Origin of the sequence: Protaetiibacter sp. SSC-01 (assembly GCF_014483895.1) — a bacterium.
Taxonomy (GTDB): Bacteria; Actinomycetota; Actinomycetes; order Actinomycetales; family Microbacteriaceae; genus Homoserinibacter.
The window spans coordinates 1,229,737-1,253,965 of sequence record NZ_CP059987.1 but is presented as its reverse complement, the minus strand read 5'-3'; the positions used below and the strand labels follow the sequence as shown (position 1 = coordinate 1,253,965).

21 protein-coding genes are annotated in these 24,229 nt (G+C 71.1%); 5 read left to right on the top strand and 16 right to left on the bottom strand.

Annotated elements, in window-relative coordinates:
- Positions 1 to 3: 3 nt before the first annotated feature.
- The 5 genes from H4J02_RS05940 to H4J02_RS05920 form a co-directional block, all read right to left on the bottom strand.
- Complete coding sequence (locus H4J02_RS05940) at positions 4 to 5,946, bottom strand: Ig-like domain-containing protein (RefSeq protein ID WP_262406241.1); 5,943 nt, start codon at positions 5,944 to 5,946, stop codon at positions 4 to 6.
- Between the two features lie 2 nt (positions 5,947 to 5,948).
- Entirely contained in the window at positions 5,949 to 7,388 is a 1,440-nt protein-coding gene (locus H4J02_RS05935; protein WP_187676164.1) for a serine/threonine-protein kinase, read from the bottom strand.
- 2 nt (positions 7,389 to 7,390) lie between these two features.
- Entirely contained in the window at positions 7,391 to 8,227 is an 837-nt protein-coding gene (locus H4J02_RS05930; RefSeq protein WP_187676163.1) for a PP2C family serine/threonine-protein phosphatase, read from the bottom strand.
- Positions 8,224 to 8,787 carry a hypothetical protein gene (locus tag H4J02_RS05925; protein WP_187676162.1) on the bottom strand — a complete coding sequence of 188 codons (564 nt, stop codon included), beginning with the start codon at positions 8,785 to 8,787 and terminating at the stop codon, positions 8,224 to 8,226. The genes H4J02_RS05930 and H4J02_RS05925 overlap by 4 nt, the downstream gene beginning before the upstream one ends.
- A 99-nt stretch (positions 8,788 to 8,886) precedes the next feature.
- Positions 8,887 to 10,323, bottom strand: coding sequence for an aminobutyraldehyde dehydrogenase (locus H4J02_RS05920; protein ID WP_187676161.1), 1,437 nt, complete (start codon positions 10,321 to 10,323; stop codon positions 8,887 to 8,889).
- A gap of 114 nt (positions 10,324 to 10,437) precedes the next feature.
- Between H4J02_RS05920 and H4J02_RS05915 the strand changes: the two genes are divergently transcribed.
- From H4J02_RS05915 to H4J02_RS05905, 3 genes are read left to right on the top strand one after another with little or no spacing between them, the layout of a single operon-like run.
- Positions 10,438 to 10,905 (top strand): Lrp/AsnC family transcriptional regulator, encoded by a 468-nt coding sequence (locus H4J02_RS05915; protein WP_187676160.1) that lies wholly within the window; start codon positions 10,438 to 10,440, stop codon positions 10,903 to 10,905.
- Between the two features lie 13 nt (positions 10,906 to 10,918).
- A complete protein-coding gene (locus H4J02_RS05910) occupies positions 10,919 to 12,316 on the top strand; it encodes an aspartate aminotransferase family protein (protein ID WP_397420157.1) in 1,398 nt (465 codons plus the stop codon).
- A 7-nt stretch (positions 12,317 to 12,323) separates the two neighbouring features.
- Positions 12,324 to 13,706, top strand: a complete 1,383-nt coding sequence (locus H4J02_RS05905) for an FAD-binding oxidoreductase (RefSeq protein WP_187676158.1) — start codon at positions 12,324 to 12,326, stop codon at positions 13,704 to 13,706.
- 59 nt (positions 13,707 to 13,765) lie between these two features.
- On the opposite strand, the gene H4J02_RS05900 is transcribed toward H4J02_RS05905, so the two are convergent.
- Entirely contained in the window at positions 13,766 to 14,725 is a 960-nt protein-coding gene (locus tag H4J02_RS05900) for an aldo/keto reductase (RefSeq protein WP_187676157.1), read from the bottom strand.
- Positions 14,726 to 14,833: 108 nt separating this feature from the next.
- Between H4J02_RS05900 and H4J02_RS05895 the strand changes: the two genes are divergently transcribed.
- Both H4J02_RS05895 and H4J02_RS05890 read left to right on the top strand, forming a co-directional pair.
- A complete protein-coding gene (locus tag H4J02_RS05895; protein WP_187676156.1) occupies positions 14,834 to 15,469 on the top strand; it encodes a methylated-DNA--[protein]-cysteine S-methyltransferase in 636 nt (211 codons plus the stop codon).
- Positions 15,466 to 16,053 (top strand): DNA-3-methyladenine glycosylase I, encoded by a 588-nt coding sequence (locus H4J02_RS05890; protein WP_187676155.1) that lies wholly within the window; start codon positions 15,466 to 15,468, stop codon positions 16,051 to 16,053. Before H4J02_RS05895 ends, H4J02_RS05890 begins: the two co-directional genes overlap by 4 nt.
- Before the next feature lie 28 nt (positions 16,054 to 16,081).
- Here the strand turns inward: H4J02_RS05890 and H4J02_RS05885 are convergent, their stop codons facing one another.
- The 10 genes from H4J02_RS05885 to atpB are packed head-to-tail and all read right to left on the bottom strand — an operon-like array spanning position 16,082 to position 24,150.
- Positions 16,082 to 16,825 carry a YaaA family protein gene (locus tag H4J02_RS05885; protein WP_187676154.1) on the bottom strand — a complete coding sequence of 248 codons (744 nt, stop codon included), beginning with the start codon at positions 16,823 to 16,825 and terminating at the stop codon, positions 16,082 to 16,084.
- A 1-nt stretch (position 16,826) separates the two neighbouring features.
- Positions 16,827 to 17,348 carry an ATP-binding protein gene (locus tag H4J02_RS05880; protein ID WP_187676153.1) on the bottom strand — a complete coding sequence of 174 codons (522 nt, stop codon included), beginning with the start codon at positions 17,346 to 17,348 and terminating at the stop codon, positions 16,827 to 16,829.
- Between the two features lie 52 nt (positions 17,349 to 17,400).
- Positions 17,401 to 17,658 (bottom strand): F0F1 ATP synthase subunit epsilon, encoded by a 258-nt coding sequence (locus H4J02_RS05875; protein WP_187676152.1) that lies wholly within the window; start codon positions 17,656 to 17,658, stop codon positions 17,401 to 17,403.
- A gap of 2 nt (positions 17,659 to 17,660) precedes the next feature.
- Positions 17,661 to 19,127 carry a F0F1 ATP synthase subunit beta gene (gene atpD / locus H4J02_RS05870; RefSeq protein WP_187676151.1) on the bottom strand — a complete coding sequence of 489 codons (1,467 nt, stop codon included), beginning with the start codon at positions 19,125 to 19,127 and terminating at the stop codon, positions 17,661 to 17,663.
- 19 nt (positions 19,128 to 19,146) lie between these two features.
- The gene (locus H4J02_RS05865) at positions 19,147 to 20,046 is read right to left on the bottom strand and encodes a F0F1 ATP synthase subunit gamma (protein ID WP_187676150.1); all 900 of its coding nucleotides are present in this window, start codon (positions 20,044 to 20,046) and stop codon (positions 19,147 to 19,149) included.
- A gap of 53 nt (positions 20,047 to 20,099) precedes the next feature.
- Complete coding sequence (gene atpA / locus H4J02_RS05860) at positions 20,100 to 21,731, bottom strand: F0F1 ATP synthase subunit alpha (protein ID WP_187676149.1); 1,632 nt, start codon at positions 21,729 to 21,731, stop codon at positions 20,100 to 20,102.
- A gap of 35 nt (positions 21,732 to 21,766) precedes the next feature.
- Positions 21,767 to 22,558 (bottom strand): F0F1 ATP synthase subunit delta, encoded by a 792-nt coding sequence (locus H4J02_RS05855; protein ID WP_187676148.1) that lies wholly within the window; start codon positions 22,556 to 22,558, stop codon positions 21,767 to 21,769.
- Positions 22,559 to 23,113, bottom strand: a complete 555-nt coding sequence (locus H4J02_RS05850) for a F0F1 ATP synthase subunit B (RefSeq protein WP_187676147.1) — start codon at positions 23,111 to 23,113, stop codon at positions 22,559 to 22,561.
- 31 nt (positions 23,114 to 23,144) lie between these two features.
- Positions 23,145 to 23,366: an ATP synthase F0 subunit C gene (gene atpE, locus H4J02_RS05845; RefSeq protein WP_187676146.1), complete on the bottom strand. Its 222-nt coding sequence runs from the start codon at positions 23,364 to 23,366 to the stop codon at positions 23,145 to 23,147.
- A gap of 55 nt (positions 23,367 to 23,421) precedes the next feature.
- Positions 23,422 to 24,150: a F0F1 ATP synthase subunit A gene (gene atpB, locus H4J02_RS05840; protein ID WP_262406240.1), complete on the bottom strand. Its 729-nt coding sequence runs from the start codon at positions 24,148 to 24,150 to the stop codon at positions 23,422 to 23,424.
- Between the last annotated feature and the right edge of the window lie 79 nt (positions 24,151 to 24,229).

Sequence of the window (24,229 nt, the reverse complement as noted above, 5' to 3'; positions counted from 1 at the left end):
GGGTCAGTGGGGGGCGCCGGCCCAGTTGTATGTTCGCGTATAGGTCGTTCCGTTGGCCCCGACCGTGACGACGAGGTCCGGGTAGTCGGCTCCGAGCAGACCGCCGCCGATCACCTCGCACTGGTTCGGGGTGCCGGGGTCATCGGACGGGCCGCACGCGATCGACACGCTGTCGTATCCGGGGCCGCCGCCCGCGAGGCCGGGCGCCGCGGTCCACGTCCAGTAGCCCTCGCCGGGGTCGAGCGCGGTGAGCGGCGGCTTGGTCTCGATCGCCTGCAGGCCGCCGAGCTGGATGCTGATGGCGCGTCCGAGGTGGAACGGCGCCGACCAGTTCTCACTGCACAGCAGCACCTCGTAGTGCCGACATGCCTTCACCTCGACGGAGATGTCGTTGCCGTAGTGGGTGACACCCGAGGTGAGGTAGGTGTTGAAGTCCACGGGCCCGATCTGGCTCGCGTCGGTCGTGCCGCCCGTGAGGCGGTAGATGAACGAGTCGGGCGACGACCCGCCGGAGGTGGTCACGCCCGTGAGCCGGTAGTCCCAGTAGCCGCCGTCTCGCGGCGCGGCCGGATCGTAGGCGATGTCGACCACGGGCCCGGGCTGGGCGCGCGGAATGGCGGTGACCGTGCCGGATGCCGTGCAGCCCTGACCGTTGTACGCGTAGACCGTGAAGCTGTACGTCTGGTCGGGAGAGAGACCCGTGAACGTCGCGGTCGTGCCGGTGCCGACGGACTGCACGTTCGGCCCCGACGGCGGCGTGAAGCTCGGCGAGCCCGTGTCGACGCCCGTCACGGTGCAGGCGGGCGGCGTACCGCCGTGGCGCGCGACGTAGTACGCGGAGATCGCGCGCCCGTTGTCGGCGAAGGAGCCCGCCCAGTTGACGGTCGCGGTCGTGCCGTCGGTCGTCGACGCCGCGGCGCTCGGGTTCGCCGTGAGGATCGGCGGGCCCGCGGGCGTCGCGGTGCCGCCCGCCTCGTTCCAGGTCGCGAGGGAGTTGGGCGCCTTGTTGCGCGCGCTCACGCTGAAGCCCGCGGCGCTGCCGTTCTGGATCGCGGGGTTGGTGACGATGCGGCTGTACTCGGTGCCGACGGGGTCGTTCGGCGAGACCGAGACGACGACCTGGTTGCCCGCGACCGTCACGACGTACGAGTCGATGGGCGTGCCCGCGCTCGAGGCGGGCTTGCGCCACACGACGCGCAGGCCGTGGTCGACGGGGGTCGCGGCGACGGATGCGGGCGGCGGCGGGATGACGTCCGACCAGATCGTGCCGGGCAGCTGGGTCGGGTCGGAGTCGCCGATCGCGTTGACGGCGACGACCGAGATGCGCAGGGCGTGGTCCGGGCCGTTGCCGGGCGTCGTGATCGTGCAGCCCGCCGTGATCGTGCAGCTCGTCGTCGAGACGACCCCGCCGGCACCGTCGGATGCCGTGACCCGGTACTCGGTGATGGGCGAGTTGTTGAAGGCGCCCGGCGCCCACGAGAGGCGCAGCATCCGGTCGCCGAACTCGGTGACCCGCAGGTTGCTCACGGGATCGGGCACGTCCTGCACGGAGATCGTCGCGATCCCCCATGTGAAGCGCTCGGGGTCGCCCGTCGCATCCGCCACCTGGTATTGCAGGGTCGCGTCGAGCGGTTCGGCCGTCTCGGAGACGGTCACCGACAGGCGCGAGCGGTCGGCGCTCGGCGTGATGCTGATGCCCGGGGGCAGCGAGGCGCCGTCGAGGCCGCGGATGGCGATGACCCGCAGGGGCACCTCCGGGAAGGGGTTGGTCGCCGCGTCGTTCGCGAGCACGTCGACGACCGTCGTCTCGCCGCGCTTCGTCACGGCGCGGTCGGGCGCGGGTCGGGCGAGCGGCCGTGTCGACGGCACGACGCGCAGCTGCACGCGCCCCGTCTGCCCCTCCGAGAGGGCGTCGCGCACGGCGAGGGTGATGCTCGTCGACGTGCCCTTGACGGCCGCCGCGTCGGCGGTGATGAGCAGCCGCTGCCCGTTGAGCTGGTAGCTGAACCCGACGGGAAGCGGCTCGAGCACGGTGTAGGTGAGCTCGTCGATGTCGTCGTCGTAGGGGTACTTGGTGAGCTTGACGAGGTCGAGCTCCTTCTGCTGCCCGGGCTCGAACTCGACGACGCCGCCCGTGAAGATCGGCGGCTGGTTCTCGCGCGGGCGCACCTCGATGGGGAGCGAGAGGGTCGTCACGTGGCCCTCGGGGTCGGATGCCGACTCGCCGTCGGTGACCTCGAAGCTGATCGACGCCGGGCCCCAGTAGCGGTCGGCCGAGCGGTACTGCAGGGTGCTCTCGTCGACGACGAGCGAGCTGCCGTCGGCGTGCGTCGCGCGCACCGTGCTCGGGTCGGTGATGCGCACGCTCGACCCGCCGAGCGCGACGACGTACTCCGCGAGGTCGATGCGCAGCGTCGACTCGCTGTTCACCCGCAGCGGCGGAGCCTTGGTGTTGATCTGCGGGAGGGCGTCGTCGTAACCGGGCACGCGGATGAAGGCGTAGCCCCGGACGGCGGAGTTCTCGGGGTGCACGACGGCGAACGGGATGATCTGGCTGCGGTCGCCGATCTCGACGCGGATGCGCTTGTCGCTCAGCACCCTCGCCGAGGAACCGAAGCCGGGGACGAGCTCGACGCCGAGCTCCCCCACCTCGCCGTCGGCGAAGAACACGCGGTCGAGCACGGCGACGTCGATCGTCTCGCGGTCGAGCACATCGGTCACGCTCAGCACCGAGTCGCTGACGCTCGGCCGCGACAGCGGCGCGTTCTCGTCGACGGTCACGCGGATGAAGTTGGAGCTCGTCCCGCCGGTCTCGTTCTCGATCGTGTAGATGACGCTGTAGTCGCCCGGCTCGCGGGGCGGGGTTATCGTCACGACGTCGTCGCCCGCGATCTCGGCCGCGACGTCCGGTGTGGTCGGCTCGACCTGACGGATGCGCAGAGGCGAGCCGTCGGGGTCGGAGTCGTTGAGGAGCGCGCGCACCGAGATCGTGCGCCCGGGTCGCACGAGCACGGAGTCGAGGTTCGCGACGGGGTTGCGGCCGCCCTCGAGCGCGGGCGAGATGCCGACGCGCACGGTGCCCGTCGCTCGCGCACCGAGCCCGTCGACGACGGCGTACTGGAACACGTCGGTGCCCGAGGAGTAGTCGCCCGCCTGGTACTCGATCGTGCTGCCCTCGACCGAGAGCACGCTGCCCTTCTCGGGGTTCGTCACCTGCCCGATGAGCTGCACGGCGTCGCCGTCGGGGTCGATGCCACTCGTCGGCACCTCGATGCGCACGGTGTTGCCCGCGAGCACACGTGCGGTCACCGTGCGCGGCACGGGCGGGTTGTTGGTCGCGGCGTTGCGCTCGCGCACCGAGATCGTCACCCGCGCCTGCGCCGTCTGGCCGTCGGGGCCCGCGATCGAGTAGATGGCGGTGTAGTTGCCGGCGACCTCGGGCGCGAGGTAGCGCAGGCGGTCGCCCGAAACGAAGAGGAGGCCGGCGTCGTCGGCGAGCTGCTGCGCGAGCTCGGGCAGGAGGGTGACGTCGAAGCCGTCGGGCTGCTCGTCGTTGTCGAGCACGGGGATGTCGACGGTGTCGCCCACGCGCACCGTGATCTGGTCGTCGGTCGCGATGGGCGGCTGGAGGCGCTGCGGCGTCGGGATCTCGACGACCGTGATCGTGCCCTCGGCCTCCGCGAGACCGTTGCTGATGCGGTAGTTGAAGATCGCGGGCGCGTCGAGCGGTGCCGTGAGCGTCACGCGGATGAGGCGCTGGTCGAGCACCTCGGCCTGGATGCCCGAGCCGAGCGGGATGTTCATGACGCCCGTCACGACGAGCACACCCCCCGCGGGGTCGATGTCGGTCGTCGGCGGGTCGACCGTCTGCGAGCTCTGCGAGGTGATGAACATCGTCTTCGGCACCGTGACGGGCCGCGTCGAGGCGTCGGCGGGTGCGGCGACGTCGATGCGCACGGTGCCGGTCGCGGTCTGCGTGCCGTCGGTCACCGTGAACTCGACGTAGTGGGTGCCGACCTGCTCGGACTGGAACGTGAAGGTGCCCGCCTCGAAGCTCGGCACGATCGTCGTGCCCGACTTCGGAGGCACGCCGCCGAGGCGGATGGCGCCGTTGCCGCCGCGCACGTAGCGGAGCGGTCGCACCGTCACCTCGTCGCCCGCCGTCGCGAGCACGACCCACGGCTGGAACTGGATGGGCACGTCGCCGCGCGCGCGCACCGTCACCTGCAGGACGCCCGCGGCCTCGACGCGTCCGTCCGACACGGTGAGCGCGACGGTCTTGAGGCCCGTGGCCTCTCCGCCGTCGGTGTAGACGACGACGCCGTCGGGCTTGTAGGCGACCTGGTCGGGCGCGGCGATCGAGGCGCCCGTGAGGTAGATGGCGTCTCCGTCGGGATCGACCCAGTCGCCGATGACCTGCGTCGAGACGCGGCCGCCCTGGCCGACCGTCGCATCCGAGGTGCGCACCTGACGCGGCGGCGAGTTCTCGTCCTCGCCTCGCACCTCGAGGGTCACGGTCGCGCTCGCCGTGCCGCCGCGTCCGTCGCTGATCGTGTAGCCGAAGGTGAAGGAGCCGGATGCCGTGGGCGCAAGCGTGATCTGCAGCTGCTGATTGCGGCTCACGAGGTCGAGGCGGCCGATGCTCTCGTCGATCGGCGTCACCTGGGTCACGACGAGCACGTCGCCGTTCGGGTCGTAGTCGTTGAGCAGCACGGGCAGCAGGCTCGAGCGCCCGGGCCGCGCGCCGAAGACGTCGTCGACGGCGACGGGCGGCTGCTGCAGCTCCTCGAGCTCGGGCGGGGTGTCCTCGTCCGCCTCGGGCTCCTCCTGCTCGGTCTCCTCGTCGGTGATGAGGTCGGCCCAGTTGTCGATGAGCTCGCCGCGCGACTGCACGGCCCAGCTCGAGCCGCTCGTGGCATCCGTGAGCGCGACGCTCGCGCCGTTGACGGCGAACGACAGCGCCGCTCCCCCGCGCATGCCCGCGAGCGAGAGCGTGTCGGCCGCGGCCGAGCCGCAGCGGCGCCACGCGTCGCCCGAGCTCCAGGCGGCGAAGCGGCATCCGGCGACGACGACGGGCGCCGCGGGCACACCGGATGCGTCGTCGACGAGCACGGTAGGCGCACCCGCCTGCATGTCCGCCGCGACGAGGCCCTCGGAGTGCGCGATGAGCACGCGCGCGTTCGCCTGCCCGGGCCGCTGGATCCTCACCGAGCCGCCCGTCACCTCGTCGCCGACGCTGCGGACGCCCGCCTCCGTCGCGACCTCGAGCGTCGTGACGTCCAGCACGGCCCAGTGCTCGCCCACCGTGGTGAGCTGCACGGAGTCGGATGCCTCGGCGTCCGCCCCCCACTCGACCTCCCACCGCTCGCCCACGGCGACGTCGTCGGGGGCGACGCGCCACACCTGGCGGGTCTCGGGCACGTACGCGAAGAGGGCGCCCGTCTCGCTCACCGCGACGACGGCATCCGCGCCGAGGCTCAGGTTCGACGGCGCCGCGGCGTCGAACGCTGCGAGGTCGGCGAGCGGCACGAACCACACCTCGCCCGTGCCCTGCGCGACGATGACGACACGGTCGCCCGAGAGGAAGAGCTCGGGGCCCTGCGGCGGGAGCGCGACGTCCTCGCCGAGCTCGGCCGTCGCGGGGTCGATCGGGCGCACCGTGGCATTGCCCGGGTCGACGAGCAGCACGGTCGAACCGGACTGCACGACCTCGGGCGCGTCGGCGTCGACCGGGACGACGCTGTCGAGCTCGAAGACCTGGGTGTTCGCGCGGCCGACGGCCTGCTCCTCGCGCGACGACACCCACACCGAGGGGTCGCTCAGGTCCATGCGCTGCGCGGTATAGCCCGTGGAGACGATCGCGAGGGCCGCCACGAGGGCAGCGACGACCGTGCCGCTCGCGAGGGCCGCGAACGACGAGCGGTGGGCGGAGAGCCAGCGGCGCACCGTCAGCCCCCGACCGCGTCGACGCACTTCTGCGCGCTCGCGGGTCCCGTCGTGCCGTTCCTGTTGACGGCGACCGAGAGGCAGACGGTACTGCCCGGGTCGGCGTCGACGACGAAGCGGTCGGCCTCCTGGAGCGCCGGCGTCGAGGCGATGCCGTCCTCCGTGACCGTGATCTGGTACCGGTCGCCCGCCACGATGCCGGGGTCGCGCCAGCTGAACTCGACGCGGCCGCCGGCGCCGAGCTCGGCGCGGATGTCGGACACGGTCGGCACGCCCTCGCCGACGGCGCGCACGAGCACGACGAGGGCGATGACGCCGAGCACCGTCACGAGCGCGGCCGCCCCTGCGAGCACCCACGCCATCCGGCGCATCCCCGGGCTCGCCTCGGGCGTGCTGCGCGAGAACGGGCTCTCGGGGCCGCTGCGCTCGCGCACCGTGCCGACGGGCGCGTACTGCTCGGCCGCGGCAGGGCGCCGACGGCGACGGCCGGGCTTGGGCACCGTGCTGCCCGTGCTCACGGGGCGCAGACGTGTGCGCTCCTCCTGGTCGGCGACCGTGCCGAGGGCCCAGTCGTCCATCGCGATCTCGGCCGCCGTCTGCGGGAGGCCGAGCTCCGACTCGACGAGCTGCAGCTCGCGCACGAGCTCGAGGGCGCTCGCAGGGCGGTGCTCGGGGCGCTTCGACATCGCGCGCCGCAGCACGGCCTCGAGGCTCGCGGGCACATCCGGGCGCCCGATGGCCTGCGGCTTCGCGCGAGCGATGCGACCCATGAGATCGCTCGAGGTGTTCGCGCCGCCCGGGATCTCGAAGGGAGACCGCCCCGCGAGGAGCGAGTACACGGTCGCGCCGAGCGACCACACCTCCGACGCGATCGAGCCGGGCGTCTCGTCGAGCAGCACCTCGGGAGCCGACCACGGGATCGAGAGACCCACCGAGTCCTCGTCCTTCTGGCTGCCGAGGGTCGACGCGATGCCGAAGTCCGAGAGCACGGGGTGCCCGTAGGCCGTCTGCAGGATGTTCGAGGGCTTGATGTCGCGGTGCAGCACGCCCGCACGGTGCGCCGTCTCGACGGCCGAGCCGATCTTCACGGCGATGCGCAGCACCTCCGGCACGGGGATCGGCTCGCGGCGGTAGCGCTCGGAGAGCGACGAGGAGCACAGCTCCATCACGAGGTAGGGGCGCCCGTCGCTCGACACGCTCGCCTGGTAGACCGTGAGGATCGACGGATGCGTGCTGAGCTGCGCCATGAGGTTCGCCTCGGCCTGGAACATCTGGCGCACCTGGTCGTTGACGACCTCGCTCAGCATGACCTTGACCGCGACCTGGCGCCTCGGCATGTTCTGCTCGTACAGGAAGACGTCGGCGAAACCGCCCGACCCGAGCACGTGCACGTACGAGAAGCCCGGGAGCACAGGCGGCTGAGACGGCAGACGTCGTGCCACGACTACCCCCTCGCCCCCGTCGTGCCCTCATTGTAGGCAGACCGTTCCGCCCCGTCGGGCGCTTCCAGCACGTCGATGACGATGACCGTCACGTTGTCGCGACCGCCCGCCGCGAGGGCCGCGTCGACGAGCGCGCCCGCCGTCTCGATCGCGGACAGACGCGCCGCGAGGTGGAGCCGCAGCCGGTCGGCGGGCAGCTCCTTCGTGAGCCCGTCCGAGCACAGCAGCAGCCGCAGCCCCGCCCGGATGGGGACCCGCCAGTAGTCGGGTCGCGGGATCTCACGGAAGCCGAGCGCGCGCGTCACGACGTTCGACTCGGGGTGCCCCTCGGCGTCGTCCGCCGAGATGATGCCCGCGTCGACGAGCTCCTGCACGACCGAGTGGTCGTGGGTGATCTGCGCGAGGTCGTTGCCCTGGAAGCTGTACACGCGGCTGTCGCCGACGTTGAAGACGACGAAGGCGGAGTCGTCGGCCGTGATGTCGAGCACGGCGCCCGTGACCGTCGTGCCCGCGCCGAGCGGCAGGTGCTCGGCGAGGTCGTCGATGTCCTGCGCGGCGAGCGTGAGCGCCTCCGCGACGACCGAGCGGTCGACGACGCCGCGGTCGGCGAGCTCCTGGAGCCGGTCGACGGCCGCGGCGCTCGCGCGGTCGCCCGCGGCGTGCCCGCCCATCCCGTCGGCGACGGCGAACACGGGCGGCTGCACGATGAGGCTGTCCTCGTTCGCGTGGCGGCGGCGGCCCACGTCCGTCACGGCGGCCCACGCGAGCGTGACGTGCTCGTCCGGACGCCCGGGGATCGCGAACTCGCGACGCTGCTCGTCTGCACCATGGCGGGTCATGCCGCACCCCCCGCTCTCGGCACCGCGCGCACGGGTCCCAGCACCTCCACGACGACACCCTCTCCCAGATCGATGCGGGTGCCCGGCGTGACGACGACGGATGCGCCGCGCTGCAGCGACTGCACGGGCGAGCCCGGCACCATGACCTCGCTCCCGTTGAGCGTGCGCATGTCGGTCGCGACGACCACCGACCCCTGCTCCCGCACCTCGAGGTGCGTGCTCGAGATGCCGCCGTCGGCGCTCTCGACGCTCACGAGGCGCGGCGGCTCGCCCGCCGGCACGCGGCCCGGACGGGGATGGCGCCCGATGAGCACGGGCCGATCGAGCTCGACGGGCTCCTCGAGCCCCACCCGCACACGGTGACGCGGGCGCAGAGCCGCCGGCACGGGCGGGAGCTCCGGATGCTCGCGAGGCTCGGGAGCGACGGCCACTTCGAGCCCGCCGCCCGCGCGCACGACGGTGTCGCCCAGAGCGACCTCGACCTCGTCGACGTCCACGACCTGGCGCGCGAGGCGGTCCCGCACGGCGTGCGGGACGGTGTCGTCGGTGTCTTCGTGCACGGCGCGGCTCACCCCCTCCCGGGTCGAACGTCCATTCTCTCCCGCCCGACCCGGGCAACCGTATCCCCAGAGGGGGAGGCGGTCGGGACTACTCGCCGATCACTCCCCGATGTAGCTCATGACGTGCTTGATGCGCGTGTAGTCCTCGAAGCCGTACATCGAGAGGTCCTTGCCGTAGCCGGAGTGCTTGAAGCCGCCGTGCGGCATCTCGGCGACGAGCGGGATGTGCGTGTTGATCCACACGCATCCGAAGTCGAGGCGCTTCGCGAAGCGCATCGCGCGGCCGTGGTCGCTCGTCCAGACGCTCGACGAGAGGCCGTACTGCACGCCGTTCGCCCACGCGAGGGCCTCCGCCTCGTCGGAGAAGGTCTGCACCGTGATGACCGGCCCGAAGATCTCGGTCTGGATGGCGTCGTCGTCCTGGCGCAGCGCGTCGACGATCGTCGGCTCGATGAAGTAGCCGGCGCCGTCCTTGCGGGCACCGCCCGCGACGACCTGCGCGTGCGAGGGGAGGGCGTCGAGCATGCCCATGACGCGCTCGAGCTGGTTGGCGTTGTTGACCGGTCCGAAGAAGGTGTCGGGGTCGCTCGGCGCGCCCGTCGTGACGTTCTCCTTCACGTAGTCGGCGAGCGCGGCGAGGAAGGCGTCGTGCGCGTCCTTGTGCACGAGCACGCGCGTCGCGGCCGTGCAGTCCTGGCCCGCGTTGAAGTAGCCCGCGATCGCGATGCCCTCCGCGGCCTTCGCCATGTCGGCATCCGGGAACACGATGACGGGCGCCTTGCCGCCGAGCTCGAGATGCACGCGCTTGAGGTCCGACGAGGCCGCGCGCGCGACCTCCATGCCCGCGCGAACCGAGCCCGTGATCGACACCATCTGCGGCGTCTTGTGCTCGATCATCTTCGCGCCCGTCGTGCGGTCGCCCGTGATAACGTTGAGCACGCCCGGCGGCAGGAACTCCGCCGCGATCTCCGCGAGCAGGAGCGTCGTCTGCGGCGTCGTGTCGGACGGCTTGATGACCGTCGTGTTGCCCGCCGCGACGGCGGGGGCGAACTTCCACACCGCCATGTTGAGCGGGTAGTTCCACGGGGTCACCTGGCCGATGACGCCGATCGGCTCACGGCGGATGGAGCTCGTGTGGTCCTTCATGTACTCGGCGGTCGCGCGGCCCTCCAGGTTGCGCGCGGCGCCCGCGAAGAAGCGGATCTGGTCCACCGACAGCATGATCTCGTCGTCGACGAGGGTCGTGCGCGGCTTGCCCGTGTCCTGCGACTCAAGGTCGGCGAACTCCTCCGCCCGCTCCTCCATGCGGTCGGCGATGCGGAAGAGCGCGAGCTGACGCTCCGCAGGGGTCGCCTCGCCCCACGTCTCGAAGGCGGCGGATGCCGCGGCGAACGCGGCGTCCACATCCGCCTGTCCCGACACGGGCGAGCTCGCGTAGCTCTGCTCCGTCGCGGGATCGATGACCTCGAAGCTGTCGTCGGCGCGCGCGTCGACGTATTCGCCATTGATGAAGTTGCGCAGGATCCGTTCGGCCATGTGCACACCCTAACCCGTCGTCGACCCGCTCGGAACTTCTGATTCCGTCGCCGCGACCCGCCGACATTGCGGAATCGCTTGTCGAGGCCTCACCGTGATGAGAGAATCGAGCGCATGACGCCGCGCAACCGACCCATCGCCCTCGACGATGTGTCGAAGGGGATCATCGAGCAGCTGCAAGAGGACGGCCGCCGCTCCTACGCCGAGATCGGGAAGGCCGTCGGCCTCTCCGAGGCGGCCGTCCGCCAACGGGTGCAGAAGCTCACCGAGGCCGGCGTCATGCAGGTCGTCGCCGTCACCGACCCCATGCAGCTCGGCTTCTACCGCCAGGCGATGGTGGGGATCCGCGTCACGGGCGACAGCCGGAAGGTCGCCGAGAGCCTCGCGGAGATCGACGCCGTCGACTACATCGTCCTCACCGCGGGGAGCTTCGACATCCTCGCCGAGATCGTGTGCGAGAACGACGACGACCTCATCGAGCTGCTCAACGAGCGCATCCGCCGCGTCGAGGGCGTGCAGGCGACCGAGACCTTCGTCTATCTGAAGCTGCAGAAGCAGCACTACAACTGGGGAACCAGGTGATCGCACCATGACAATGACCGACAACGCCCTGAGCGCGCAGACCGAGGCGGAGCTGCAGCAGAAGGCCAAGGACCACCTCTGGATGCACTTCGCACGCCAGTCGGTGCTCGAGGAGCACGGGGCGCCCATCATCGTGAAGGGCGACGGGCACCACATCTGGGACTCCCAGGGGCGCAGGTACTTCGACGGGCTCTCGGGCCTCTTCGTCGTCAACGCCGGCCACGGCCGCAAGCGCCTCGCGCAGACCGCCGCGAAGCAGGCCGAGGAGCTCGCCTTCTTCCCGCTGTGGTCGTACGCGCACCCCGCCGCGATCGAGCTCGCCGACCGGCTCGCCGACTACGCGCCCGGGGACCTGAACCACGTGTTCTTCACCACGGGCGGCGGCGAGGCCGTCGAGACGGCGTTCAAGCTCGCGAAGTACTACTGGAAGCTCCAGGGCCGCCCCACGAAGCACAAGGTCATCTCGCGCTTCGTGGCCTACCACGGCACGCCGCAGGGCGCCCTCGCCATCACGGGCATTCCCGCGATGAAGGAGATGTTCGAGCCCGTCACCCCCGGCGGCTTCCGCGTGCCCAACACGAACTTCTACCGCGCCGAGGAGATGGGCTTCCCGGGCGGCACCGAGGAGGAGTTCGGCCTGTGGGCCGCCAACCGCATCGAGGAGATGATCGTCTTCGAGGGCCCCGAGACCGTCGCGGCCGTCTTCCTCGAGCCCGTGCAGAACTCGGGCGGATGCTTCCCGCCGCCGAAGGGCTACTTCCGGCGCGTGCGCGAGATCTGCGACAAGTACGACGTGCTGCTCGTCGCCGACGAGGTCATCACGGGCTTCGGGCGCATCGGCGACATGTTCGCGTCGACGACGCTCGGCATCGAGCCCGACATGATCACGTGCGCGAAGGGCATGACGAGCGGGTACTCCCCCATCGGCGCGTGCATCGTGAGCGACCGGCTCTACGAGCCCTTCCGCCACGGCACGACGGCGTTCTACCACGGCTACACCTTCGGGGGTCACCCCGTCTCGAGCGCAGTCGCCCTCGAGAACCTCGCGATCTTCGAGGAGGAGGGCCTGACCGACAGCGTCAAGCAGAACTCCCCGCTGTTCCGCGCGGCGCTCGAGCGCCTCACCGACCTGCCGATCGTCGGCGACGTCCGCGGCGCGGGCTACTTCTTCGGCATCGAGCTCGTCAAGGACAAGGCCACGAAGGAGACCTTCGACGACGACGAGTCGGAGCGGCTGCTGCGGGGCTTCCTCTCGAAGGCGCTCTTCGACGCGGGGCTCTACTGCCGCGCCGACGACCGCGGCGACCCCGTCATCCAGCTCGCGCCGCCGCTCACGATCGGGCCGGCCGAGTTCGACGAGATCGAGGGCATCCTGCGCTCGGTGCTCACCGAGGCCTGGTCTCGGCTCTGAGTCTCGCGTGACCGACGCGCCGACCGCGGGCTACCGCGCGCTCTCGTACTGGCACGACTCCGTCGCGGCCGCGGGTGACGCTCTCGAGCGTCGCCCGGGCCTCGACGGGGATGCGGATGCCGACGTCGTCATCGTGGGCGGCGGGCTGACGGGCCTCTGGACCGCGTGGTACCTCTCCGAGCGCGAACCGGATGCGCGCATCCTCGTGCTCGAGAAGGAGATCGCGGGCTTCGGCGCCTCGGGCCGCAACGGCGGCTGGTGCTCGGCGCTCTTCCCGCGCTCGACGGCCTCGCTCGCCAAGAAGCACGGACGCGACGCCGCCCTCGCGATGCGCCGCGCGATGATCGACACGGTCGACGAGGTCGGCCGTGCATCCGTCGAGGCGGGCATCGACTGCGACTACGTGCGCGCCGGCACCGTCGTCTACGCGCGCTCGGCGGTGCAGGAGCGGGCGGCGCGCGCGGAGGTCGCGGATGCCGCGGAGTGGGGCGTCGACGAGCTCGAGTGGTGGGGCCCCGAGCGGGTCGCCGCCGTCGGCGCCGTCGGCGGGGTCTACGACCCCGCGTGCGCGCGACTCCACCCCGCGAAGCTCGTGCGCGGGCTCGCCGCGGCCGTCGAGGCGCGCGGCGTGCGGATCGCCGAGGGCACGACGGTCACGCGCGTCGACCCCGGTCGCGTCGAGACCGACCGCGGGGTCGTGACGTGCGACCGCGTCGTGATCGCCGTGGAGGGCTACGGCGCCGCGCTCGCCCAGACACACCGCCGCATCCTGCCCCTCTACTCGCTCATGATCGCGACCGAGCCCCTGCCCGCCGCGTTCTGGGACGAGGTCGGCATCCCGCACGGGCGCACCTTCAGCGACTACCGGCACCTGCTCGTCTATGGGCAGCGCACGGCCGACGACCGCTTCGCCTTCGGCGGCCGCGGCGCCCGCTACCACTTCGGCAGCGCCATCAAGCCCGACTACGACCGTGTCGACCGCGTCTTCGCGCATCTGCGGCGCACCCTCGGCGAGCTGTTCCCGGCGATCGGCGACGCGCAGGTCAGCCACACGTGGGGTGGGCCGCTCGGCGTGCCGCGCGACTGGCACGCGGCCGTGCGGTTCGACCCCGCGACGCGCATCGGATGGGCGGGCGGCTACGTCGGCGACGGCCTGTCGACGACGAACCTCGCGGGCCGCACCCTCGCCGACCTGCTCACGGGTGCCGACACGGAGCTCACGCGCCTGCCATGGGCGGGGCACCGCTCCCCCGACTGGGAGATCGAGCCGCTGCGGTTCCTCGGCGCGAACGCGGGGCTCGTCGCGATGACGGCCGCCGACGTCGAGGAGCGCGTCACGCGCCGGGGCTCGTTCGTCGCGCGCGTCATGGGGCCGCTCGTCGGGCACTGAGCCGCGACGTCCCGACTGGTCGAGGAGCGCCCGCGCAGCGGACGCGTCTCGAGACCCGCCTACGCAGCCGGGAAGAGCGCGTCGATCGCGGCCACCTCATCGGACGTGGGGCGCCATCCGTCGCCCGCGCGCACATTGGCGACGACCTGCTCGGGCTTCGTCGCGCCCGCGATGACGCTCGAGAGCTCCGGCCGCGACAGCAGCCAGCCGAAGGTCGCCTCGAGGATGCCGATGCCCCGCTCGGCCGCGAAGGCCTCGAAGGCCTCGATCGCGTCCCAGGGCGCCTGGTCGGCGATGTGCGGGCGCTGCCGCGCGATGCGGCTGTCGGCCGGGCGCTCGGCGCGGCTGAACTTGCCCGTGAAGAGCCCGTTCGCGAGGGGGAAGAACGGCAGGAAGCCGAGGCCGCGCTCGCGCACGGCGGGCAGCACATCCGCCTCGGCGCCGCGCGCGAGGAGGCTGTACTCGTTCTGCGCCGTGACGAAGCGCGCCGTGCCGAGCTCGGTGGCCGCGTCGTCGGCCGCGCGGATGGCGTCGCCGTCGAGGTTCGAATGCCCGATGGCGCGCACCTTGCCCTCGCGCACGAGCTCGTCGAGCGCGCCGAGGGTCTCCTCGATGGGCGTCACGGGATCGGGCGTGTGCAGCTGGTAGAGGTCGATGCGGTCGGTCTGCAGGCGCGCGAGCGAGCCCTCGACGGCGGCGCGGATGTACGCGCGGCCGCCGCGCGGGCCGATGTCGGCGAGCGGGGTCGGGAACTGCTGGTGGCCGAACTTGGTCGCGACGACCGCCTCGTCGCGACGGCCGCGGAGGGCCTGCCCGAGCAGCGTCTCGCTCAGGCCGAACGTCGCGCCGTACATGTCGGCCGTGTCGAAGAGCGTCACCCCCGCGTCGAGCGCGGCGTGCACGACGGCGGTCGCCCCCTCCTGCGTCTCGGTGCGGGTGCCGCTGCGTCCCAGGTTGTTGCAGCCGAGGCCGACGACGGAGACGAGGATGCCGGATGTGCCGAGTTCGCGCGTCTGCATGCCCCGAGACTACGCGTCCGCTCCTCCCCCGATCGGCTGTATGACGACCGTCCACGCCATGTCCGATTCCCGCCGGTGCGCGTCGGATGCCGGGGTTACGCTCGTGCCATGACCACGCCCGACACCGCATCCGTCGCCCCGGCTTCCGAGCCGGTCTACGATCCGGCCACCACCCCGGTGCCCGTGCCCGCGCACCCGGTCGCCCTCGAGCGTCTCGACAGCCCGATCGGGCGCATCGAGGTCGTGAGCGACGGCGCCGCGATCATCGCCCTGTCGATCGAACGCGATGGGCTCCTCCCCCACGACGAGCTCGCGGAGCGACCCGACGACGTCACGCGGCTCGCGGTCGCGCAGCTCCGCGAGTACTTCGCGGGGGCGCGCCGGGAGTTCGACGTGCCCGTCACACTTCACGGCACCGAGTTCCAGCTCGACGTGTGGGAGCGGCTCGTGGAGCTGCAGTGGGGCGAGGTCGTCTCCTACGGCGAGCTCGGACGCAGCACGGGCCGGCCCACGGCGGGCCGCGCCGTCGGAGGCGCCGTCGGCGCCAACCCCGTGCCGATCATCGTCCCGTGCCACCGCGTGCTCGGCTCCACGGGCGTCATCACGGGCTACTCCGGTGGCGAGGGCATCCCGACGAAGTCGTGGCTCCTCGACCACGAGAACATCCCGCACCGCGTGCCGCGTCTCATGCGGCCCGAGGAGGCGCCGACGCTCGACATCCCGGGCGCGGAGTCGGCCGCGTGAGCCGCGCCGACGTCGTCGTGGGCGACGACGGACGAGCGCGCTGCGGCTGGGTCGGCCACGACGCGGAGTACCGCCGCTATCACGACGAGGAATGGGGCCACGCGCTGCACGGCGACCGGCCCCTCTTCGAGAAGATGTCGCTCGAGGGGTTCCAGGCGGGGCTCTCCTGGATCACGATCCTCCGCCGGCGGTCCACCTTCCGCGCCGCGTTCCACGACTTCGACTACGCGGCGGTCGCCGAGTTCGGTGACGACGACATCGCACGCCTCCTGGCCGACACGGGCATCATCCGCAACCGCGCCAAGATCGAAGCGACCATCTCGAACGCGCGCGTGACGCGCGAACTCGTCGCGGACGATCCAGGAGCGCTCGACCGGCTCATCTGGTCGTTCGCGCCCGAGCCGGGCGCGCGACCGAGCGCACTCGCCGACATCCCCGCGGTGACGCCCGAGGCCACGGCCCTCAGCAAGGCGCTCAAGAAGCAGGGCTACCGCTTCGTCGGCCCCACGACGATGTACGCCCTCATGCAGTCGGCCGGCCTCGTCGACGACCACGTCGCCGGCTGCTGGCGCGCCGAGGGCTGACCCCCGCCGCTCACCGCGCCGGCGCGTCTCACACCACGAGGTCGAGTTCTCCCGGCGCGCCCGGCTCCAGTCGGATGCCCTCCGACGCCGCCCAGGCGAGCAGCGCGTCCACGTCCGGGTGGTCGATCCCCGCGAGCACAAGTGCGCGGGTGAGGCGCCCCTTGCCCGCCTTGTTGAAGTGGTTGAGCGCCCGACGGCGCCCGCCGTCCTCCGTCACGACGCGCACGAACACCGAATCCGGGCGCGACGGAACGGGGCCGAGAGAGGCGTACGCCTCCGACCGCAGGTCGAGCACGAGCCCCGGCTCCCGGGCGAGCTCGGTCGAGATCGCGGGCGCCCACAGCTTCTTGAGCGGCACACCGGGCAGGCGCGAGTCGGCGGAGAGGCGGTACGCGGGGATCGGGTCGAGCGCGCGCGTGATCCCGAAGAGCGCGGAGGCGATCGCGACGTGCCGGTGGGCGAACCCGCGTGCGCTGCGGTCGAGGGTCGCGCCATCGAGGGCGTCGTAGAGCACACCGTCGTAGCGGTCGAGCGCCGGCATGACGGGCGAGGTGCGGATGCGGCGGTTGCGCTCCGCCTCGTGCGCCTGCGTCTTGCCGAGCTTGAGCGCCTTCGCCGACGCCTCCGGGTCGCTCGCGAGCTCCTCGAGGGCGTCGAGCGCGGTGCGACGAGCGGATGCCAGCCCGGCGAAGCCGAGCGCGTTCAGGTCGAGCCCGCTCCCCTCGGCTCCGCCCTCCCGCTTGGTCTCGGAGGGCGGCAGCAGGATCAGCACGTCAGCGCTGCAGGAACGCGATCGCGCGTTCCACGTTGATGCCGAGCGGCTCGACCGAGTCGAGCGTGATGCGGGCGATCGCGCCGCTCGCGCCCGACCAGTCCTCCCACTCGTCGAGGCTCTGCTCGACGGCGAAGGCACCGGGCAGCGCGGTCTTCTCCAGACGCGCGGTGCGCGCGGCGAGACGCTCGCCGTGCAGCTCGCCATCGGAGCAGATCACCTCGATGAAGCGCAGCTCGGCCTTCTGGCGCTCTGCGAGCTTCACCCATTGCTCGCGCGCGGGGTTCACCGCGTTCACGGCGTCGACGATGATGCTGCCGCCGCCGGTCAGCACGGCGTCGGCGAACGCCTCCGCGACGAGGTACGCCGCGAGCCCGGTCGGCTGGTCGGCGTCGATCCCCGCGGAGAGGATCGCCGCCTCGATCGGGTCGACCGACACGACCGGCACTCCCATGCGGTTGCCGACCACTTCGGCGATCGTGCTCTTCCCGGCTGCCGGGAGGCCCGCCATCACGATGAGCATGGCTCTACTCTACGATTCGCGCGCGTCGGCGCATCCCCCGGGTGGGGGATGCTCAGACGAGCTCGGCGTTGCCCGCGACGAGGGTGACCGTGTCACCCTGAACCGAGAGGAACCCGTCCTCGAGGCGCGCGGTGACGACGGTGCCGTCGGTCGCGGTGACCCGCGACTCCCCCGGCGCGAGGATCGCGAGCACGGGCTCGTGACCGGACAGGATGCCGATCTCGCCCTCCGTGGTGCGGGCGACGACCTGCGTGGCCTCGCCCGACCACAGCTCGCGCTCCGCCGAGACGACGGCGACGTTGAGCGCCATGATCAGCCGTTCTCCTTCTGGATCTGCGCCCAGCGCTCCTCGACGTCCGAGATCGAGCCCACGTTGAAGAAGGCCTGCTCGGCGACATGGTCGAAGTCACCGCGCACGATCGCGTCGAACGACTCGATGGTGTCGCGCAGCGGGACGGTCGAACCCTCGACGCCCGTGAACTTCTTCGCCATGTAGGTGTTCTGCGAGAGGAACTGCTGGATGCGACGCGCGCGCGAGACGGTGATCTTGTCCTCTTCGGAGAGCTCGTCGACACCGAGGATCGCGATGATCTCCTGGAGCTCCTTGTTCTTCTGGAGGATCGCCTTCACCGAGGTGGCGACGCGGTAGTGGTCCTCGCCCAGGTAGCGCGGGTCCATGATGCGCGAGGTCGACGTCAGCGGGTCGACCGCCGGGTACAGACCCTTCGACGCGATCTCACGCGAGAGCTCGGTCGTCGCGTCGAGGTGCGCGAAGGTCGTCGCCGGGGCCGGGTCGGTGTAGTCGTCGGCCGGCACGTAGATCGCCTGCAGCGAGGTGATCGAGTGACCGCGCGTCGAGGTGATGCGCTCCTGGAGGATGCCCATCTCGTCGGCGAGGTTCGGCTGGTAGCCCACCGCGGAGGGCATGCGGCCGAGCAGCGTCGACACCTCGGAACCCGCCTGCGTGAAGCGGAAGATGTTGTCGATGAAGAGGAGCACGTCCTGCTTCTGCACGTCGCGGAAGTACTCGGCCATCGTGAGCGCCGAGAGGGCGACGCGCAGACGCGTTCCCGGGGGCTCGTCCATCTGGCCGAAGACGAGCGCGGTCTTGTCGAAGACGCCCGCCTCCTCCATCTCGTGGATGAGGTCGTTGCCCTCACGGGTGCGCTCGCCGACGCCGGCGAACACCGACACACCACCGTGGTCCTGCGCGACGCGCTGGATCATCTCCTGGATGAGGACGGTCTTGCCGACGCCCGCACCACCGAAAAGGCCGATCTTGCCACCCTGCACGTAGGGGGTGAGGAGGTCGATGACCTTGATGCCGGTCTCGAAGAGCTGCGTCTTCGACTCGAGCTGGTCGAAGGCCGGGGGCTTGCGGTGGATCGGCCAGCGCTCGCTCACCTCGATGGTCTCGCCGGGGGCGCCGTTGAGCACCTCGCCCGTGACGTTGAAGACCTTGCCCTTGGTGACGTCGCCGACGGGCACCGAGATGGCGGCGCCGGTGTCGCGCACCTCCTGGCCGCGGACGATGCCGTCGGTCGGCTTGAGCGCGATCGCGCGGATCAGGTCGTCGCCGAGGTGCTGCGCGACCTCGAGCGTGATCGTCGTGGTGGAGTCGCCGATCGTGATGTCGGTGTGCAGCGCGTTGTAGATCTCGGGGATCGCGTCGTGCGGGAACTCGATGTCGACGACGGGGCCCGTGACGCGCGCGACGCGTCCGACGCCGCCCGCGGCGGGAGCCTCCGACGCCGTTGCCTTCTTGGTAGCGGTAGCCATGGTTTCTCTTCCTGTCGTATTACTTCGCCGAGCCCAGGGCGTCAGCGCCGCCCACGATCTCGGAAATCTGCTGGGTGATCTCCGCCTGGCGCGCGTTGTTCGCGAGGCGGGTGTAGTCGCGGATGAGCTTGTCGGCGTTGTCGCTCGCGGACTTCATCGCCTTCTGCGTGGCGGCCTGCTTGGAGGCCGCGGACTGCAGGAGCGCGTTGAAGATGCGCGACTCGATGTAGACCGGAAGCAGGGCGTCGAGCACCGCGTCGGGCTCCGGCTCGAACTCGTAGAGCGGGAAGATCTCGGCGTCGCCGGGCTCCTCGACCCCCTCGACGATCTCGAGCGGCAGGAGGCGCACGACCTCGGGCTGCTGCGTGAGCATCGACACGAAGCGGTTGTAGACGATGTGGATCTCGTCCACGCCGCCCTCGTCCGTCGGCTGCACGAAGCGGGCGACGATCTCCTCGCCGATCTCCTGTGCGGTCGAGAACGAGGGGGTGTCGGTGTCGCCGATCCACGCGCGCTCCGGAGTGCGCTTGCGGAAGTTGAAGTAGCTCACACCGCGGCGGCCGACCACGTAGTGGACGACCTCCTTGCCCTGCTCGGTGAGCAGCTTGGTGAGCTCCTCGCTCTCGCGCAGCACGTTCGCGTTGAACGCGCCCGCGAGACCGCGGTCGGAGGTGAAGACGACGACCGCTGCGCGGCGGATGACCTCGGGCTCGGTCGTGAGCACGTGGCTCACGTTCGAGTACGTGGCGACCGCCGAGACGGCGCGCGTCACCGCGCGGGCGTACGGCGCGGACGCCGACACCCGCTGGAGCGCCTTCTGGATGCGGCTCGCCGCGATCAGCTCCATGGCACGGGTGATCTTCTTGGTCGTCTGGGCAGAGCGGATCTTCTGCCGGTAGACCCGAAGCTGGGCTCCCATGTCCTATCTCTTCCTGTCGTGAGTCTCGTCGAGGACGCTGCCGCCGAGGCGGATCAGCGCTTGCCCTTCACGATGCGCTCCTGGTTGACGTCCTCGACCTCGGCGGCCTCGAACTCCTCGCTGCCGACGCCCGGGGCGCCCTCGCCGGGCTGGAACTCGAGCACGAAGGCGTCGACCGCCTTCTCGAGCTCGGCCTCGGTCGCGTCGTCGAGCACGTTCGTGTCGCGCAGCGTGTCGAGCACCTGGGTGTTGCGGGCCAGGTAGTCGTGCAGCTCCGCCTCGAAGCGCAGAACGTCCTCGACGGGGATCGTGTCGAGCTTGCCCTTGGTGCCAGCCCAGATCGAGACGACCTGGCGCTCGACCGGGAACGGCGAGTACTGCGGCTGGCGCAGGAGCTCGGTCAGGCGCGCACCGCGCTCGAGCTGGCGGCGGCTCGTGGCGTCGAGGTCCGACGCGAAGAGCGCGAACGCCTCGAGGGCGCGGTACTGGGCGAGCTCGAGCTTGAGCGTGCCGGAGACCTTCTTGATCGACTTGACCTGGGCGTCACCGCCGACGCGCGACACCGAGATGCCGACGTCGACCGCGGGACGCTGGTTCGCGTTGAAGAGGTCGGACTGCAGGAAGATCTGGCCGTCGGTGATGGAGATGACGTTGGTCGGGATGTACGCCGACACGTCGTTCGCCTTCGTCTCGATGATCGGCAGACCCGTCATCGAGCCGGCGCCGAGCTCGTCCGAGAGCTTCGCGCAACGCTCGAGCAGACGCGAGTGCAGGTAGAAGACGTCACCCGGGTACGCCTCGCGGCCCGGCGGGCGGCGGAGGAGCAGCGACACGGCGCGGTAGGCCTCGGCCTGCTTCGACAGGTCGTCGAACACAATGAGGACGTGCTTGCCGCCGTACATCCAGTGCTGCCCGATGGCCGAGCCGGTGTAGGGCGCGAGGTACTTGAAGCCCGCGGGGTCGGAGGCCGGAGCCGCGACGATCGTCGTGTACTCCATCGCGCCGGCGTCCTCGAGGGCGCCCTTCACCGCGGCGATGGTCGAGCCCTTCTGGCCGATCGCGACGTAGATGCAGCGCACCTGCTTGTTGACGTCGCCCGAGTCCCAGTTGGCCTTCTGGTTGATGATCGTGTCGATCGCGATCGCGGTCTTGCCCGTCTGGCGGTCGCCGATGATGAGCTGACGCTGGCCGCGGCCGACGGGGATCATCGCGTCGATGGCCTTGATGCCGGTCTGGAGCGGCTCGTGCACCGACTTGCGCTGCATGACGCCGGGAGCCTGGAGTTCGAGGGCGCGGCGCCCCTCGGCCTTGATCTCGCCGAGACCGTCGATCGGGTTGCCGAGCGGGTCGACGACGCGGCCGAGGAAGCCGTCGCCGACGGGCGACGAGAGCACCTCGCCCGTGCGGGTGACCGGCTGGCCCTCCTCGATGCCGGTGAACTCGCCGAGCACGATGACACCGATCGAGTCCTCGTCGAGGTTCAGCGCGAGGCCGAGCGTGCCGTCCTCGAAGCGCAGGAGCTCGTTCGCCATGGCGCCCGGGAGGCCCTCGACGTGCGCGATGCCGTCGGCGGCGTCGATGACGGTGCCGACCTCGGTCGTCGTGGCCGCAGCGGGCTGGTAGCCGGCGGCGAAGTCCTTGAGCGCGGAACGGATCTCGTCCGGGCTGATCGTGATGTCTGCCATGTCTCTTCCTTGGAGTGGTGCGTCGGTGCGCCGGGTCAGCCGGCGAGTCGGATGCGGAGGTCGGCGAGGCGGGCGGCGACGGTTCCGTCGATGACGTCGTCGCCGATCTGCACGCGCAGGCCGCCCACGATGGTGGGGTCGGTGATGAGGTTGATGCGCAGCGCCTGGCCGTAGCGCGCACCGAGGGTCTTCTCGAGCGCGGTGAGCTGGGCGGCCGTGAGCGGTGCTGCCGAGGTCACGGTCGCGATGCGCGCGCCCGCGGTGTCGGCCACGATGTCGGCGGCGCCCCTCAGGAGCTGCCCGATGCGGCGTCCGCGCGGGCTCTGCACGAGGTGGCGCACGATCGCGGCGGTCGCGGGCTGCGCCTTGCCGGCGAGCAGCGTGTCGACGAGCGCGGCCTTCGCCTCGGGTGAGCCGAGCTTGCTGCCGACGGCGAGCTCGAGCTCGTTGTCGCTCGAGACGGCGCGGCCGAAGGCGAAGAGCTCGCCCTCGATCCCCGCGTCGGCCCCGGCCGCCTGCGCGATCGCGCGGATGCCGAGCTGCTCGATGCCGTCGACGAGCTCGTCAGGCGACGACCAGCGGGACGACACAGCGCCGGTGAGAACCTGCGAGGCGGCGCCGTCGAGCGAGCCGAAGATCGCCGTGAGGAGCCCGCTCTTGCGTGCACTCTCGACCGCGGGGTCGGCGAGTGCCGAGCGCAGCTGCGCCGACGACTCGATCGCCCGGCTCGCGGCGAGCAGCTGCTCACCGGTGGCGAGGTTGACGCCCGTCGCCCCCGAGAGCTGCTGCGTCGCCGACTGGAGCGCGACGCGTGACGCCGATCCCATCTACTTGCCCGCCTTCGCCTTCTCGTCCGCCTCGAGGTCCGCGAGGAAGCGGTCCACGACGGCGGCGGCCTTCTTGTCGTCCGAGAGGGTCTCCCCGATGACGCCCGACGCGAGGTCGAGCGCGAGGCTGCCGACCTCGGCGCGCAGCGACACCATCGCGGCCGAACGCTCGGCCTCGATCTGCGTCTGGGCGTTCGCGACGATGCGAGCCGCCTCCGCCTGCGCGTTCTCCTTGAGCTCGGCGAGGATCGCCTGGCCGTCGGTGCGAGCCTGCTCGCGGATGCGGGCGGCCTCGGCGCGGGCCTCGGCGAGCTGCGCGGTGTACTCGTCACGCGCGGCGGCCGCGGCGGCCTGGGCCTCCTCGGCCTTCTTCAGCCCGCCCTCGATCGCCTCGGCACGTGCGTCGAGCGCCTTGTTGAGGCGCGGCAGCACGTAGACGGCGACGACGATGAGCAGCGCGACGAAGATCACCGACGACCACAGCAGGTCGTAATCGGCCGGCAGCAGAGGGTTCACATCCTTAGTGGGCGCGCTAGCGAGGAATGCTGTCAGCATCCCAGCCTCCTTCGGTCAGTGGGGATGCGGATCAGGCGGGGGCGGTGAAGGGGATGAAGCCCACGGCGATCGCGACGAAGGCGAGCGCCTCGGTGAACGCGATGCCGAGGAACATCAGACCGGTCAGGCGACCCTGCAGCTCCGGCTGGCGGGCGACGGACTCGATCGTCTTGCCGACGACGAGGCCCACGCCGATGGCCGAGCCGATCGAGGCCAGGCCGAACGCGATGGGGGCGAGGTATCCAACGATCACGGGATTTCCTTTTCTGTGATGTGTTGCGGGGTTGGTCCCGGCGGGTGCCGGATGGTCAGTGCTCGTCGGCCAGCGAGAGCTGGATGTAGACGGCGGCGAGGAAGGTGAAGACGTAGGCCTGGAGGGCGGCGACCATGAGCTCGAAGAGCGTGAAGGCGGCGCCGAAGGCGAAGGTGCCCACGCCCAGGAGGCCCAGGAAGTTGCCGTCCGCGAGGACGGTGAAGAAGAAGAACTGCGTGGCCGAGAAGCACAGCACGAGCAGCATGTGGCCCGCGACCATGTTCATGAGGAGACGGAGGGTGAGCGTGACCGGGCGCAGGATGAAGGTCGAGATGAGCTCGATCGGCGTCACGACGATGTAGAGGAACCACGGGACCCCGCTCGGGAAGAGCGAGTTCTTGAAGAACTTCCACCCGTGCTTGCGGATGCCCGCGTAGATGAACATCACGTAGGAGACGACCGCGAGCACGAGCGGCGTGCCGATGACCGAGGTTCCCGCGATGTTGAGGCCGGGGACGATACCGGTGAGGTTGAGCCCCAGGATGAGGAAGAACATCGCGAAGAGAGGCGCCATGAAGCGGCGGCCGTCTTTCTCTCCGAGCGTCTCGATGATGATGCTGTTGCGGACGAAGCCGAACAGGAACTCGTTGGCGGCCTGGCCGCGCGTCGGGACGATGCGCATGCGGCGCGTCGCGAGCACCATCCAGAGGATGAGCAGCGCCGTGATCACCACGCGGATGATCATGATGCGGTTCATCTCGAACGGCGTGTCCGCGAAGAGCACGGCGGGCGGGAAGAACTCCTCGAGCGACGGGCCGTGGAATCCGCCGTCGGTGTCGTCGCTGGACCGAACCAGGGGGATG